This window comes from Microvirga aerilata (assembly GCF_016743775.1).
Lineage (GTDB): Bacteria > Pseudomonadota > Alphaproteobacteria > Rhizobiales > Beijerinckiaceae > Microvirga > Microvirga aerilata.
On sequence record NZ_JAEQMY010000001.1, the window covers coordinates 226663 to 240326 of the forward strand.

Annotated in this window: 12 protein-coding genes; 10 read left to right on the forward strand and 2 right to left on the reverse strand. The window is 64.8% G+C overall.

Going from position 1 to position 13664, the window contains the following annotated elements; genetic code table 11:
* Positions 1 to 56: 56 nt before the first annotated feature.
* From JKG68_RS01090 to uxuA, 3 genes are all read left to right on the forward strand, one after another.
* Complete coding sequence (locus JKG68_RS01090) at positions 57 to 785, forward strand: GntR family transcriptional regulator (RefSeq protein WP_202055235.1); 729 nt, start codon at positions 57 to 59, stop codon at positions 783 to 785.
* A 44-nt stretch (positions 786 to 829) separates the two neighbouring features.
* A complete protein-coding gene (locus JKG68_RS01095; protein ID WP_376773096.1) occupies positions 830 to 2365 on the forward strand; it encodes a D-arabinonate dehydratase in 1536 nt (511 codons plus the stop codon).
* A gap of 62 nt (positions 2366 to 2427) precedes the next feature.
* Positions 2428 to 3624: a mannonate dehydratase gene (gene uxuA, locus JKG68_RS01100; RefSeq protein ID WP_202055236.1), complete on the forward strand. Its 1197-nt coding sequence runs from the start codon at positions 2428 to 2430 to the stop codon at positions 3622 to 3624.
* A gap of 28 nt (positions 3625 to 3652) precedes the next feature.
* Here uxuA and JKG68_RS01105 read toward each other — a convergent pair whose 3' ends face one another.
* Positions 3653 to 4801 carry an amidohydrolase gene (locus tag JKG68_RS01105; protein ID WP_202055237.1) on the reverse strand — a complete coding sequence of 383 codons (1149 nt, stop codon included), beginning with the start codon at positions 4799 to 4801 and terminating at the stop codon, positions 3653 to 3655.
* 220 nt (positions 4802 to 5021) lie between these two features.
* On the opposite strand from JKG68_RS01105, the gene JKG68_RS01110 reads away from it, so the two are divergent.
* The gene (locus JKG68_RS01110; protein ID WP_202055238.1) at positions 5022 to 5900 is read left to right on the forward strand and encodes an SDR family oxidoreductase; all 879 of its coding nucleotides are present in this window, start codon (positions 5022 to 5024) and stop codon (positions 5898 to 5900) included.
* A 9-nt stretch (positions 5901 to 5909) separates the two neighbouring features.
* On the opposite strand, the gene JKG68_RS01115 is transcribed toward JKG68_RS01110, so the two are convergent.
* A complete protein-coding gene (locus JKG68_RS01115; protein WP_202055374.1) occupies positions 5910 to 6866 on the reverse strand; it encodes an MBL fold metallo-hydrolase in 957 nt (318 codons plus the stop codon).
* Between the two features lie 419 nt (positions 6867 to 7285).
* Between JKG68_RS01115 and JKG68_RS01120 the strand changes: the two genes are divergently transcribed.
* The 6 genes from JKG68_RS01120 to JKG68_RS01145 all read left to right on the forward strand — a co-directional run bounded on the left by JKG68_RS01120 (position 7286) and on the right by JKG68_RS01145 (position 13646).
* On the forward strand, positions 7286 to 8062 hold the full coding sequence (locus JKG68_RS01120; RefSeq protein WP_202055239.1) for a FadR/GntR family transcriptional regulator: 777 nt from the start codon (positions 7286 to 7288) through the stop codon (positions 8060 to 8062).
* Positions 8052 to 9113: an ABC transporter ATP-binding protein gene (locus JKG68_RS01125; protein WP_246514993.1), complete on the forward strand. Its 1062-nt coding sequence runs from the start codon at positions 8052 to 8054 to the stop codon at positions 9111 to 9113. The genes JKG68_RS01120 and JKG68_RS01125 overlap by 11 nt, the downstream gene beginning before the upstream one ends.
* On the forward strand, positions 9110 to 10213 hold the full coding sequence (locus JKG68_RS01130) for an ABC transporter ATP-binding protein (RefSeq protein WP_202055240.1): 1104 nt from the start codon (positions 9110 to 9112) through the stop codon (positions 10211 to 10213). Before JKG68_RS01125 ends, JKG68_RS01130 begins: the two co-directional genes overlap by 4 nt.
* A 42-nt stretch (positions 10214 to 10255) precedes the next feature.
* Positions 10256 to 11755, forward strand: coding sequence for an ABC transporter substrate-binding protein (locus tag JKG68_RS01135; protein ID WP_202055241.1), 1500 nt, complete (start codon positions 10256 to 10258; stop codon positions 11753 to 11755).
* A gap of 71 nt (positions 11756 to 11826) precedes the next feature.
* On the forward strand, positions 11827 to 12774 hold the full coding sequence (locus tag JKG68_RS01140) for an ABC transporter permease (protein ID WP_202055242.1): 948 nt from the start codon (positions 11827 to 11829) through the stop codon (positions 12772 to 12774).
* Positions 12771 to 13646: an ABC transporter permease gene (locus JKG68_RS01145; protein ID WP_202055243.1), complete on the forward strand. Its 876-nt coding sequence runs from the start codon at positions 12771 to 12773 to the stop codon at positions 13644 to 13646. Before JKG68_RS01140 ends, JKG68_RS01145 begins: the two co-directional genes overlap by 4 nt.
* Positions 13647 to 13664 lie beyond the last annotated feature (18 nt).

Here is a 13664-nt window from a genome sequence, read left to right on the forward strand (position 1 = left end):
CTTAAAACGAACGTCGATCCTTTGCAACGGTCTACTAGTATGGTAGTGTGCCACTTATGACTAATGGAAAAGCCCTTGCGAAGCTCGACGCCGGCCGTGAGCCCATGGCCCGGCAGGTCACGCGCGCGCTCCGTCAGGCCATCGTCAGCATGCAGATCTCTCCCGGGGAGATGCTGTCCGAGCAGGACCTCGCCCAGCGGTTCGGCGTCAGTCGCTCGCCCGTGCGGGAGGCCCTGATCAAGCTCAGCGAGGCCGGCCTGGTGCGGGTGCTGCCGCAGCGGGGCACGCAGGTAGTGAAGATTTCCCGTGCCGGCGTCGAGGATGCCCGCTTCATCCGCGAGGCCGTGGAATGCGCCGTGGTGCGGGAGGCTGCCCTGAAGGCCACGCCCGTCATGATCGCGGAGCTGAATGCCAGCCTGACCCGGCAGCGGCGGGCGCAGCGCCCCGCCTCCACGGAGGAATTCCTGTCCCTGGACGAGGAGTTCCACCGCCTTCTCGCCGAGACCGCAGGTCGGCCTGCCGCTTGGCAGAAGATCGAGGACATCAAGCCCCAGATGGACCGGGTGCGGTTTCTCGATATGACCAAAGCCGTTCCCCGCCACGCGGTGCTGGCGCAGCACGTGATCATCGTGGATGCGATCAAGGCGAGGGACCCGGTTGCGGCCGAACAGGCCATGCGTCAGCACCTGAGCGAAATCCTGCGCTCGCTGCCGGAACTCGCCTCGCAATATCCAGACCTTTTCGAGCCGGAGACCGAAGCGTCGCCGGAAGTTCTTATTGCCTGAGCCCACAGCCTGTCAAAAGGCCGAGCGTGGCGCCGGAAGGAAAAATGATGTTGGACAAACCTGCCCTGGCGCCGCGGACCGTGCGCCTTCACGAGAACGACAATTCGGCCGTCGCCGTCGATCCCATCGTTCCCGGATCGATCCTGCACGGGATCACGGCGAAGAGCCGCGTGCCCCGGGGCCACAAGATCGCTCTGGCGCCGATTGCGCAGGGCGAGCCGATCCTCAAGTTCGGTCAGATCATCGGCTTCGCCTCGCAGCCGGTGGAGGCGGGCGAGTGGCTTCACGAGCATAACGTGGAGATGCATGCCTTCGCCCGCGAGTATCACTTCGCCGAGGATGCGCGAGCCGAGACGATCCTGCCGGTCGAGGCCCAAGCCACCTTCCAGGGCTTTCGCCGCCAGAACGGCAAGGTCGGCACCCGCAACTACCTCGCGATCCTCACCAGCGTGAACTGTTCGGCTTCCGTGGCGCGCTTCATCGCACGGGAGGTGGAGCGCTCCGGGCTTCTCGACGACTATCCCAACATCGACGGCATCATTCCGCTCGTGCACGGCACAGGCTGCGGCATGGACCTGAAGGGCGAAGGGGCCGATATCCTCAAGCGCACCCAGTGGGGCTACGCCTCCAACCCCAACATGGCCGGCGTGCTGATGGTGGGTTTGGGCTGCGAGGTCTTTCAGATCGACCGCTGGAAGGAGCTTTACAACATCCAGGAGAGCGACACCTTCCGCAGCCTGACCATCCAGGACACTGGCGGCACGAAAAAGTCCGTCGAGAAGGGTCTTGAGGCCATTCGCGACATGCTGCCGCTCGCCAGCCAGGCCCGTCGCGAAACGGTGCCGGCCTCAGAACTCATGCTCGCGCTGCAGTGCGGCGGCTCCGACGGCTATTCCGGCATCACGGCCAATCCTGCTCTCGGAGCCGCGGTGGACATTCTGGTCCGGCATGGCGGCACGGCCATCCTGTCGGAGACGCCGGAGATCTACGGCGCTGAGCATCTCCTGACCCGCCGCGCGGCCACGCGCGAGGTCGGCGAGAAGCTCGTCGATCTGATCGGCTGGTGGGAGGAGTACACCGCCCGCAACCGGGGCGAGATGAACAACAACCCGTCCCCCGGCAACAAGGCCGGCGGCCTCACCACCATCCTCGAAAAGTCCCTGGGCGCTGCTGCCAAGGGCGGCACGACCACGCTTACCGACGTATACCGCTACGCGGAGCCGGTGACGTCCAAGGGCTTCGTCTTCATGGACACGCCCGGCTACGATCCCGTCTCGGCAACCGGACAGGTGGCGGGCGGCGCCAACGTTCTCTGCTTCACCACTGGGCGCGGCTCGGCCTATGGCTGCAAGCCCACGCCGTCCATCAAGCTCGCCACCAACAGCGAAATCTATCGCCGGATGATCGACGACATGGACATCAACTGCGGCGATATCCTGGACGGCGCGTCGATCGCCGACAAGGGACAGGAGATCTTCGAGACGATCCTGAGGGTCGCCTCGGGCGAGCGGTCGAAGTCCGAGGTGCTCGGCTACGGCGATGCCGAGTTCCTGCCCTGGCAGGTCGGCGCGGTGATGTAAGCGGCAACGAAACTCAACCAAAGCCGACGCTCGAGATCGGCTCCATCCTGTGAGGTGACCCCATGGAACAGACCTGGCGTTGGTTCGGACCTGACGATGTTGTCAAGCTTCCCCACATTCGTCAGACCGGCGCGACCGGGATCGTGACCGCCCTGCACCACATCCCCTATGGGGTGGTCTGGAGCATCGAGGAGATCGAGAAGCGCAAGGCGCTGATCGCCGCCGACGCTTCTCTCGGTCTCAGGTGGAGCGTGGTCGAGAGCCTGCCGATCCATGAAAGCATCAAGATCGGCGAGGGCGACCTCACGCCCCTGTTCGACAATTACCGCCAGTCCCTGCGCAATCTTGCGGAGTGCGGAGTCACGACGGTCTGCTACAACTTCATGCCGGTGGTCGACTGGACCCGCACCGAGCTCGCCTACCCTCTTCCGGGCGGCGGAACGGCCCTGCGCTTCAACGCCCATGAGTATGCGGCCTTCGACTGCTTCATGCTCCAACGCCCCGGCGCCGAGGCCGAACAGTCCCCCGAAACCCTGGCTCGCGCCAAGGAATGGTATGACCGTTCGACGGAAGCCGACCGGCGCAAGCTGCTTTCCAACATCATGGCAGGCTTGCCGGGCGCCTACGACCGCTACGACATTCCGGGCCTGCGCGTGATGCTGGACCGCTACCGGGATATCGACACGGACGGCCTGCGCGAGAACCTCGCGCGCTTCCTGCGGGAGGTGATCCCGACGGCCGAGGAGGTGGGAATCCGCATGTGCATTCATCCCGACGATCCGCCGCGCCCTCTCATGGGCCTGCCCCGCATCGTCTCCAATGCGGACGATCTCGCCTTCATTCTCGGCGCGGTGGATTCGCCTGCGAACGGGATCACGCTGTGCTCCGGCTCTCTCGGGGCCAACCCGGCCAACGACGTGCCTGCCATCGCGCGGCGCTTCGCGAACCGGATCTGGTTTGCTCATCTGCGCAATGTGGCCAAGGAGCCGGACGGATCCTTCATGGAAGCGGACCACCTGGGCGGCGACACGGACATGGTGGCGGTCGTCACGGCTCTGCTGGAAGAGCAGAACCGTCGCAAGGAAGCCGGCGACACGCACTGGCGCATCCCCATGCGTCCGGACCATGGCCACGAACTCTTGGACGATGTGGGCAAGCCCACTCACCCGGGCTACCCGGCCATCGGCCGCCTGAAGGGTCTTGCCGAATTGCGCGGCGTGATGACCGCCGTCTCGGCGCTCCGCAACCTGCCGCTTTAGGGCGGCAGGCCGGGATCAGCGCCGCGGCCTACCCCAGGAGATCGCGCAGGGTGCGCAGGAACACCCTTGCGCCGATACCGATGAGATCGTCGGGAAAATCGTAGTCGGGATTGTGCAGGCTCGGGTGGTTCTCGCCCGCGCCGAGGAAGAACATCGCCGAGGAAGCGGTCTCGCCAAAGCGGCCGAAGTCCTCCGATGCGCGGATCGGAAGGCTGCCGCGGTCGAAGGGCACGCCCTCGGCCGTCAGAGCGCGCTGGAGGTGAGCCACCGCTTCCGGCGCGTTCTCGCAATGATGAAAGATGTCGTCGTAGGCAATCTCGACGCCCAGCCCCTGCTCCCGCGCGCGGCTGAGCACAAGATGCTCGGCTCGCGCGCATAAATCCTCCATCCCCGCATCGGTGAGCGTGCGCAAGGTGGCCCAGATCTCGGCCCTGCCCGGAGCCACGCCGAAGGCCGCCTCGCCCACCTTCGCATGGGTGACGGTGATCATCGCAAAACCCTCATCCAGGGGGCCGCCCTCCCCAAGAGCCGTCAGGGCCGGCATCAGGTTGGCGACCGCATTCACCGGCGAAGTCCCGGTTTCCGGCATGGAGGCGTGAGCGGTCTTGCCGGACAGCACGATGCGCATGCCTCTCGAGGCGCAATTGACCGGCCCATCGGCGAGCGCAACCTTGCCGAACGGCAATCCCGGCAGGTTGTGCAGGGCAAAGGCGTAGTCGGGAGCGATCTGGCGGAATTTCGGGTCCGCGACGACCGCGGCCGCGCCCGATCCGTCCTCTTCCGCCGGCTGGAACATCAGAACCACCCGGCCGCGCTGCGGACGCTGGCGGCCGAGAGCCCTCGCAAGGGCCGCGAGAATGGCCGTGTGCCCATCGTGCCCGCATAGATGCGCCTTGCCGGGGGTGGCGGAGCGATGGGGAGCGCTGGAGATCTCTTCGATGGGCAGGCCGTCGAGTTCCGAGCGCACCATCACGGTGGGGCCGGGTGCGCGGCCGTCATAGATCGCCGCAACCCCGTGCCCGCCCAGACCCGTGATGATCCGGTCGGGGCCGGTGGATTTCAGGAAGGCCTGAACCTCGCGCGCGGTCTGCGCCTCCTCCCGCGACAGCTCGGGCATGCGGTGGAGCTTGCGCCGAAAGGCAACCAGCTCGACCATGTCTTGGTTGGTCAGGACCATGGACGACCTCTCCGTCAAAGCCTATGGAGGCAGGGCCGGTCCGGCCGCGACTCGCAACCCTGTTCAGGCAGACGGTTATGGCTCAAACACCGCCGGATGGGCAACCCTGCCGATCGTTGCGGCAAGGTGATCGCCCAGGTGACGACGGGCTGCAGGCGAGGTTGATGCGCCTCTCCGGGCCCTATAGGTTCGGCATGGCTTATCGCGATTGACAAAAATCATGAACCTCTTCGTCTTCGGGCTCGGCTACACGGCTCAGCAGTTCATCGCAACCTACCGGCACCGTTTCTCGCAGGTCTGCGGCACGTCTCGCACTCCCAGAAAGCTTCGAATCCCGGAGGAGACAGAGGTTGAGGCCTACCGCTTCGACGGCACGGACCACGATCCTCGGGTCGTCGAACAGCTTGCCCGAACGGACGCCGTTCTGGTTTCCATCCCGCCTGCCGGTGGGGCGGATCCCGTGCTGGAGGCGTTCTCCCAAGCCATTGCAGCGGCTCCTCGCCTGCGCTGGGTCGGCTATCTGTCGACGGTTGGGGTCTATGGCAATGCGGACGGCGACTGGGTGGATGAGACGTCAGCGCTCAACCCGGCAAGCGACCGCTCCCGCCACCGCATCGCTGCGGAGCGGCAATGGCTCGAACTCGGGCAGAACTCTCCGTTCGCGGTCCGGATCTTTCGCCTTGCCGGCATCTATGGACCCGGCCGCAATGCGCTCTTGAAGGTTGCGGACGGCACGGCCAAGCGCATCGTCAAGCCGGGACAGGTGTTCAACCGGATTCATACGGCGGATATCGCGCAGGTCCTGATGGCATCGATGGAGAACCCCGGCAGCGGCAAAGCGGTCTACAACGTGGCCGATGACGAGCCGGGCCCGCCTCAGGACGTGATCGCCTATGCGGCGGAACTCCTCGGCGTCGCGCCTCCCCCGGAGGTGCCGTTCGAGACGGCCGAGCAAACCCCGATGGCGCGCGCCTTCTACGAGGACAACAAGCGCGTGCGGAACACCCGCATCAAGACGGAGCTCGGCGTGACGTTGCGCTATCCCACATACCGTCACGGCCTCGACGCGCTCTTCGAGGCCGGAGAAGGCGTGGGATAAGGCGGGAGCTTACTCCTGCAGGGCCGCCCACATTTCCCGGTCCCGCTCGGCGGTCCAGATCACCGGATGATCGATGCCCGACGCCTCGTCATAGGCGCGAGAGACGTTGAAGGGCAGGCAATGTTCGTAGATGGCGAACGAGCCGAATTTCGGATCCATGACCTCCCGCGCTGCCGCAAAGGTCTCCTTCAAGGAGCGGCCACGGGCCACGGACAGCTCGGCTGCGCCATAAAGGCTGGTGACGAAGTCGCGGGTCATTGCAACCGCCTCGCGCACCTGCCGCTCGCCCTGGAGCGCATCGCCGCGTCCCGGAGCGATGGCCCTGGGCTGGAAATCGAGGATGGCGTCGAGGGTCAACGGCCATTCGCGCAGATGCGCATCGCCGCAATAGCAGGCGGAGTGGTATTCGACGAGATCGCCCGTGAACATCACCTCGGCATCCGGCACCCAGGCCACGATGTCGCCGGCCGTATGCCCGGCGCCCAGATGGAACAGCTTGACCTCACGCTTGCCGAGAAACACGCTCATGCCGCTCTCGAAGGTCATGGTGGGCCAGGTCAGCCCTTCGGGAATGCTGTTCTCGCCACGGAACAGGCGCGGGAAGCGACCGATCTCGGAAGCCTTGTCCTGCTCGCCGCGCTCGACGATCAGATCGTAGGTGGCGTTGGATGCGATGATGCCTTGTGCCTTGTAGGCGGAGGCGCCGAGCACACGCACCGCATGATAGTGGGAGAGCACCACGTACTTGATCGGCTTGTCCGTCACGCTGCGTACGCGGGCGATCACATCCTCGGCCATGGCTGGGGTGGCCTGAGCGTCGATGACCATGCAGCCGTCGTCGCCGATAATGATGCCGGTGTTCGGGTCGCCCTCGGCCGTATAGGCGTAGAGATCGGGCCCGATCTCGGTAAACGACACCGTCTTCTCCGACAGATCCCCGGTCGACGCGAAGGCTTTAGCTGTCATCATGTGTCTCCCGATTAACCGCTGGCGCCGGCCTGGCCCTGAGGCGGTATTGTCCGCCGGCACGACATTCCGGGCTTCGTCGCGAACGTAACCGTCGTTTTTGTAACCGACAACAACGACTCAACGGCAATCGTCTCCGGAAGCCTCAAGGCTCGGAGGGGAAAACCCGACAGCTGAGCTTCATCCGAACATGTCGAGGAACAGGCATGGACCAGAGCGTTAGGCCGCGCCGGTGCGGCTGCCAAAGCAGCATATGCGACTAAGGAATGAGCATGAATTGATTAACGAACCACCGCCGAACCAGTTGCATATTGGTTCGGTCTCTGGTTAGCTTGATTTCAAGGAAGCCGAAATTCACGAAAGGAACATGCGTGAACCACGGCCTTGACAGTAAGATTGGTTCGCCAGAGGCGAATCCTATGGTCAGCCCCGAGCCTCTGTCGGACAGCTCCAACTCCGCCCTTGTGCGACTGCGGGCACTTCTGGACGAGAGCTCTTTCGACGGTGAGCAGCGTCTGCCTGCCGAGCGGGTGCTGGCGGCGCAGATCGGCATCGGCCGCCGGGCGCTGCGGCGGGCGCTCGAGGTGCTGGAGGCCGAGGGGCGGATCTGGCGTCACCAGGGCAAGGGGACATTTCTGGGCCCGCGGCCCGCTCGTGCTCCGACGAGCCTGGACGAATTGTCAAAACGCACTCACCCCCTCGAGGTGATGGACGTTCGCCTGGAGATCGAGCCCGCTCTTGCCCGGCTTGCAGCCATGCGTGCCACGAACGGCGATATCGAGCGTCTCCTTCACTTGGCCGAAAAGACGGCGTCCAGCTCCGATGCGGATGGGCGCGAGCTCTGGGACAGCGCCTTGCATCGCACCATCGCGGAGGCCGCAGGCAACAGCCTTCTCCTCGCGATCTTCGATCTGGTCGACCGGATCCGCCAGGACACAACCTGGCGGCTCCTGCGCGAGCGCGCTCGCTCGGGCAACAGGCAGCAGCTCTATGTCGAGCAGCACCGCCGGGTCATCGCCGCCATCGCCCAGCGCGAGGCTCATGCGGCGGAGCAGGCCATGCGCGAACATCTCGAACTTGTGCGCGATAGCCTTCTCAAAGTCATGACGAGCCCCCTGCCCGCCCGCATCGATGGTGAGATTCCGGCAAAAATGATGTCAGCAAACACCAAGAATGAGCGTCACCATGGGACATGAAGCGGCGCGGCAGCCGATCACAGACATTCGCGGTTCAGGCGCATCCGCTTCGGCCGCTCAGCCACCGCTGCTGAGCGTTCAAGGCCTGTCCATCCGTTTCGACGGCGCGCCCAAGGGCGTGAACGTGGTCGACGACGTGTCCTTCTCGGTGAGCAAGGGCAAGACCCTGTGCATCGTGGGCGAATCCGGATGCGGCAAGAGCGTCACGTCGCTCGCCCTCATGGGTCTCCTGCCCACCCCGCCAGCACGGATCGTTGCAGGCACCGCCATGTTCGACGGACGGGACCTGCTGACGCTGTCCGAGCGTGAAAGGGCGGACCTCCGCGGCGACCGCATGGCCATGATCTTCCAGGAGCCCATGACCTCCCTCAACCCGGCCTTCACCATCGGCGACCAGATCGCGGAAGGAATCGTCCGGCACCGGAAGGTCTCGAAGGCCGAGGCCATGGAGCGGGCTTTGGACATGCTCAGGAAGGTGCGCATCCCCGCGCCTGAAAAGCGCCTGCGCGCCTACCCGCATGAAATGTCCGGCGGCATGCGCCAGCGCGTCATGATCGCCATGGCGCTTGCCAACGATCCGCAACTGCTCATCGCCGACGAGCCGACCACCGCGCTCGACGTGACGATCCAGGCCCAGATCCTCACCCTCATCCGCCGCCTCCAGGAGGAGACGGGCACGGCCATGATCCTCATCACCCACGATCTCGGCGTTGTGGCCGAAGTCGCCGACGAGGTAGCCGTGATGTATGCGGGACACGTGGTGGAAACCGGGCCTGTCGAAGCCATCTTCGAGGATCCGCAGCACCCCTACACCATCGGCCTCATGGGCTCCGTTCCGTCGCTCGGCCGCCGACAGGGGAAGCTGGCGACGATCCGCGGCACGGTTCCGCCGGCGGAGTTGATGCCCAAGGGCTGCCGCTTCACCCCACGCTGCCCCTTCTCGGACGACCACTGCGCGAACGACCTTCCGCCGCTCGGCGAAATCAGACCAGGGCACCAAGCGCGATGCTGGTACGCCCCCCTCGAACAGAAGCGTGGAGCAGCCGCATGACCCTCACGGCAGCGACCGACGACATCATCCTTGAAAGCGTCGACCTCAAGAAGCATTTCGGCAGCGGCGGCCTGCTGTCCTCTCCCACCGTCGTGCGCGCGGTCGACGGGGTTTCCCTCGGCGTTCGGCGCGGCGAGACCTTTGCCGTCGTGGGCGAGTCCGGCTGTGGGAAATCGACCCTGGGCCGCCTCCTCCTGCGGCTCATCGAGCCGACCGGCGGCGACGTGCGCTACGAGGGGCAATCCATCCTCAAGCTGAACAAGAGCGAGCTGCGCAAACTACGCCGCGAACTTCAGATCATCTTTCAGGATCCTTACGCCTCGCTCAACCCGCGCATGAATGTGGGCGACATCATCGCGGAGCCCATCTGGCTGCACAAGCTCGCGGGCGGCAAGGAAAAGCGCGAGCGCGTGACCGACCTCATGCGGACGGTGGGATTGCTCCCCACCCACGCGGACCGTTATCCGCACGAGTTCTCGGGCGGCCAGCGGCAGCGCATCGGCATCGCGCGGGCCCTGGCCGGCGATCCGAAGCTGATCATCGGCGACGAGCCGGTTTCGGCGCTCGACGTGTCGATCCAGGCGCAGATCATCAACCTGCTGGAAGACCTGAAGGATCGCTTCGGCCTGACCCTCGTCATCGTGGCCCACGACCTGGCCGTCATCCGGCACATGAGCGACCGGGTCGCCGTGATGTATCTCGGCGAGATCATGGAAATGTCGGAGACAGATGCGCTCTTCGACAATCCGCTTCACCCCTACACCCAGGCGCTTCTCGCGGCGATCCCGGTTCCGAGCCCTTCGAACCGACAGCCGAAAGCCCTGCTCCACGGGGACGTGCCGAGCCCTGCGGCTCCACCCTCGGGCTGCCGCTTCCACACGCGCTGCCCTCATGCCCGCCCTGTCTGCAAGGAGCAGCACCCCGCTCTCGAGGAAGCGCCCGATGGGCGGCGGGTCGCCTGCCATTTCTGGCGCGAAATCCAGGGGGCGGGCGCTGGCTCCATCAGCGCGCCGCCCCCGAGCCCGGCGCTCGCCAAGCGCCTGGCGCTCTACCAAACTTGGCGTGAACGGCAGGATAAGGCCGTCACGACGAGCCCTTGAGGCCGCAAGACGTATCCAGAGGAAGACTTGGAGGACACCAGAATGAAGAAACGACTTCTGATTGCTTTGGCAGCCGGGCTCCTGATGAGCACGGCAGCCTCCGCGCAGACCCTGCGCATCGGCCTGAACGAAGACCCCGATGTGCTCGATCCGCACCGCGCGCGCACCTTCGTCGGGCGCATCGTGTTCACGTCCCTGTGCAACAAGCTCGTCGACATCACCCCCGACCTGAAGTTCACGCCCGAGCTGGCAACCGAGTGGCAGTGGGGCGACGACGGCAAGTCGCTGACCTTCAAGCTGCGCCCCGGCGCGAAGTTCCACGACGGTGAGCCCGTGAATGCGGCTGCCGTGAAGGCCAATATCGACCGCGCCCGCACCCTGCCGGACAGCTTGCGCAAGAGCGAGCTTACCTCGGTCGACAATGTCGAGGCCGTGGACGACCTGACCGTGAAGGTGAACCTGTCCCGCGCGGATGCGACCCTGCTGTCCCAGCTCTCCGACCGCGCCGGCATGATCATGTCGCCGAAGGCGCTGGCCTCAGCCGATTTCGGCCAGAAACCGGTCTGCTCGGGTCCCTACAAGTTCGTTGAGCGCGTTCAGAACGACCGCATCGTGCTGGAGAAGTTCGCTGACCATTGGGACGCCAAGAACTTCAATTTCGAGCGCATCGTGTTCCAGCCCATCCCGGACACGACCGTGCGCCTAGCCAACCTGCGCTCCGGCAATCTCGATCTCCTCGAGCGTTTGGCGCCGAGCGACGTTCCGGCCGCAAAAGGCGACACCAACCTGGTCTTCGCGCCGGTCTCCGGCATCGGCTACCAGGGCCTGACCATCAACACCAACAACGGCGAGCGCGCCAAGAGCCCGTTGGGGCAGGACAAGCGCGTCCGGCAGGCGCTTGAATTCTCAATCGACCGTAATGTCATCAACGAGGTCGTCGGCGCAGGCATCTTCCCACCCGCTGGCCAGCCCTTCCCGGAGGCCAGTCCCTACAACAACCCGAAGTTCAAGGCCAACGAGCGCGATGTCGCCAAGGCGAAGCAGCTTCTGAAGGAAGCCGGCGTTGATCGCGTGAAGTTCGAGCTCACCTTCGGCACCAGCACCACGACCCAGCAGATCGCCGAGATCATCCAGGCCATGGCGGCCGAGAGCGGCTTCGACATCTCCCTGCGTCCGACCGAGTTCGCGGCCATGCAGAAGGAAGCCCAAGCCGGCAACTTCGACGTGAACGTGATCGGCTGGTCGGGACGCGTCGATCCTGACGGCAACATCCACCCCTTCGTCTCCTGCAAGGGCGCACTGAACGACGGGAAGTATTGCAACGAGCAGGTCGACAAGCTCCTCAACGAGGCCCGGGTCACCAATGATGAAGCCAAGCGCAAGCAGCTCTACGATGCGGCGCAGGAAATCCTGCAGCAGGACTTGCCGATCATCTACACCTACTACCAGCCCTGGCCCTTCGTTCACACGAAGAAGGTGCAGAACTTCAAGCCTTACCCGGACGGCATGATCCGCCTGAAGGGCGTGAAGTTCGCCTCCTGATAACCTGACAAGTCGCGGGCCCGGCTCGAAGCCGGGCGCGTCCCACCCCTCCGATGCGGGTTCATGGGCCGATGCTGCGCTACATCGCACGACGATTTCTGATTGCCATTCCGACGCTGATCATTGTGTCGCTCCTGGTCTTTGCTCTCCAGAAGCTCCTGCCCGGCGATCCGGTTCTCACCATGGCGGGCGAGGAACGCGATCCGCAGGTGCTCGCTTACTTGCGCGAAAAGTATCGCCTGGACGATCCGATCCCGGTTCAGTACTTCGCCTGGATCGGCTCTGCGCTGACTGGCAATCTCGGGATTTCCCTGCGCACCGACATCCCGGTGCTCGACCTGATCATGAGCAAGTTGCCCGTCACCCTCGAACTCGCCATCATGGCCATGATCGTGGCGCTGGCGATCGGCATCCCAACGGGCATCATCTCGGCCGTGAAGAAGGGAACGACCGTCGATTACACCGCAAACGTGATCGCCCTGTCGGGCCTCTCCATTCCCAACTTCTGGCTCGGAATCATGCTCATCATGCTGATCTCCGTCCGCTGGCAGCTCCTGCCCGCCTCGGGCTACGTTCCCCCGACGGAGGATCTGTGGCTCAACATCAAGACCATGATCATGCCGGCCTTCGTGCTCGGCACGGGATTGGCGGCGAGCCTCATGCGCCATACCCGCAGCGCCATGCTCGGCGTCATGCGCTCGGACTACATCCGCACCGCCCGCGCCAAGGGACTGCTGTCCCGCAAGGTCATTCTCAAGCACGCCCTGCGCAACGCGCTCGTGCCCATCGTGACCCTTTCGACCCTGCTGTTCGGCGAGCTTCTGGCAGGCGCCGTGCTGACGGAGCAGATTTTCACCATTCCGGGCTTCGGCAAGCTGATCGTCGACGCGGTGTTCAACCGTGACTACGCGGTGGTGCAGGGCGTCGTGCTCTGCACGGCCGTGGGCTTCATCTTCATGAACCTGCTCGCCGATGTTCTCTACGTCCTCGTCAATCCCCGCTTGAGGCACGCCGCATGACCGCCACCGCTGTTATCGCCGACGACGCCGCGCTCCCGAAGAGGCGCAACCGCGTCCTCGGGAAGCTGCTGAAGAACAAAAGCGCCGCTCTCGGCGGCGCCATCGTCCTGTTCTTCGTACTGGCCGCCATCCTGGGGCCCTACCTGGCTCCCTTCGATCCGGTCAAGCCGAGCTTCACGAGCATCCGGAAAGCGCCCTCGGTCCTGTTCTGGTTCGGCACCGACGAACTCGGCCGTGACATGTTCTCGCGCATGCTGTGGGGCGCTCGCGCCTCCATCATGGCGGGCGTCGTCTCGGTTTTCATCGCCATCGTGCTCGGCGTGCCCTTCGGCCTCGTGGCCGGCTATTTCGGCGGCTGGGTCGACGCGGTGATCTCCCGCGCCACCGACGCCATGCTGGCGATCCCGTTCCTTATCTTCGCCATCGCGCTCGCGGCTTTCCTGGGTCCCAGCCTCACCAATGCGATGATCGCCATCGGTCTCTCGGCCATGCCGATCTTCATCCGCCTCACCCGCGGCCAGGTGCTGACCGTGAAGGCGGAGGATTACGTGGAAGGAGCGCGAGCCATCGGGCTTCCCGACTTCTGGATCCTGGTGCGCTACGTGTTCCCCAACGTGCTCCCGCCGATCCTGGTCCAGGGCACGCTCACCATCGCGACGGCCATCATCGCGGAGGCAAGCCTGTCGTTCCTCGGTCTCGGCCAGCAGCCGCCGATGCCCTCCTGGGGCTCCATGCTGAACACGGCCAAGAACTTCATGGATCAGGCGCCCTGGATGTCGATCTTTCCCGGCACGGCGATCTTTCTGATCGTGCTCGGCTTCAATCTTCTCGGCGACGGCCTGCGCGACGCGCTCGATCCCCGCGAACAGTAATAACACGCCAACTTCGGA

Bases quoted from the DNA above. Each gene is read 5' to 3' on its own strand.
- JKG68_RS01090 (WP_202055235.1), top strand. From the start codon at position 57: ATGACTAATGGAAAAGCCCTTGCGAAGCTCGACGCCGGCCGTGAGCCC.
- JKG68_RS01095 (WP_376773096.1), top strand. From the start codon at position 830: ATGATGTTGGACAAACCTGCCCTGGCGCCGCGGACCGTGCGCCTTCAC.
- uxuA (WP_202055236.1), top strand. From the start codon at position 2,428: ATGGAACAGACCTGGCGTTGGTTCGGACCTGACGATGTTGTCAAGCTT.
- JKG68_RS01105 (WP_202055237.1), bottom strand. From the start codon at position 4,801: ATGGTCCTGACCAACCAAGACATGGTCGAGCTGGTTGCCTTTCGGCGC.
- JKG68_RS01110 (WP_202055238.1), top strand. From the start codon at position 5,022: ATGAACCTCTTCGTCTTCGGGCTCGGCTACACGGCTCAGCAGTTCATC.
- JKG68_RS01115 (WP_202055374.1), bottom strand. From the start codon at position 6,866: ATGACAGCTAAAGCCTTCGCGTCGACCGGGGATCTGTCGGAGAAGACG.
- JKG68_RS01120 (WP_202055239.1), top strand. From the start codon at position 7,286: ATGGTCAGCCCCGAGCCTCTGTCGGACAGCTCCAACTCCGCCCTTGTG.
- JKG68_RS01125 (WP_246514993.1), top strand. From the start codon at position 8,052: ATGGGACATGAAGCGGCGCGGCAGCCGATCACAGACATTCGCGGTTCA.
- JKG68_RS01130 (WP_202055240.1), top strand. From the start codon at position 9,110: ATGACCCTCACGGCAGCGACCGACGACATCATCCTTGAAAGCGTCGAC.
- JKG68_RS01135 (WP_202055241.1), top strand. From the start codon at position 10,256: ATGAAGAAACGACTTCTGATTGCTTTGGCAGCCGGGCTCCTGATGAGC.
- JKG68_RS01140 (WP_202055242.1), top strand. From the start codon at position 11,827: ATGCTGCGCTACATCGCACGACGATTTCTGATTGCCATTCCGACGCTG.
- JKG68_RS01145 (WP_202055243.1), top strand. From the start codon at position 12,771: ATGACCGCCACCGCTGTTATCGCCGACGACGCCGCGCTCCCGAAGAGG.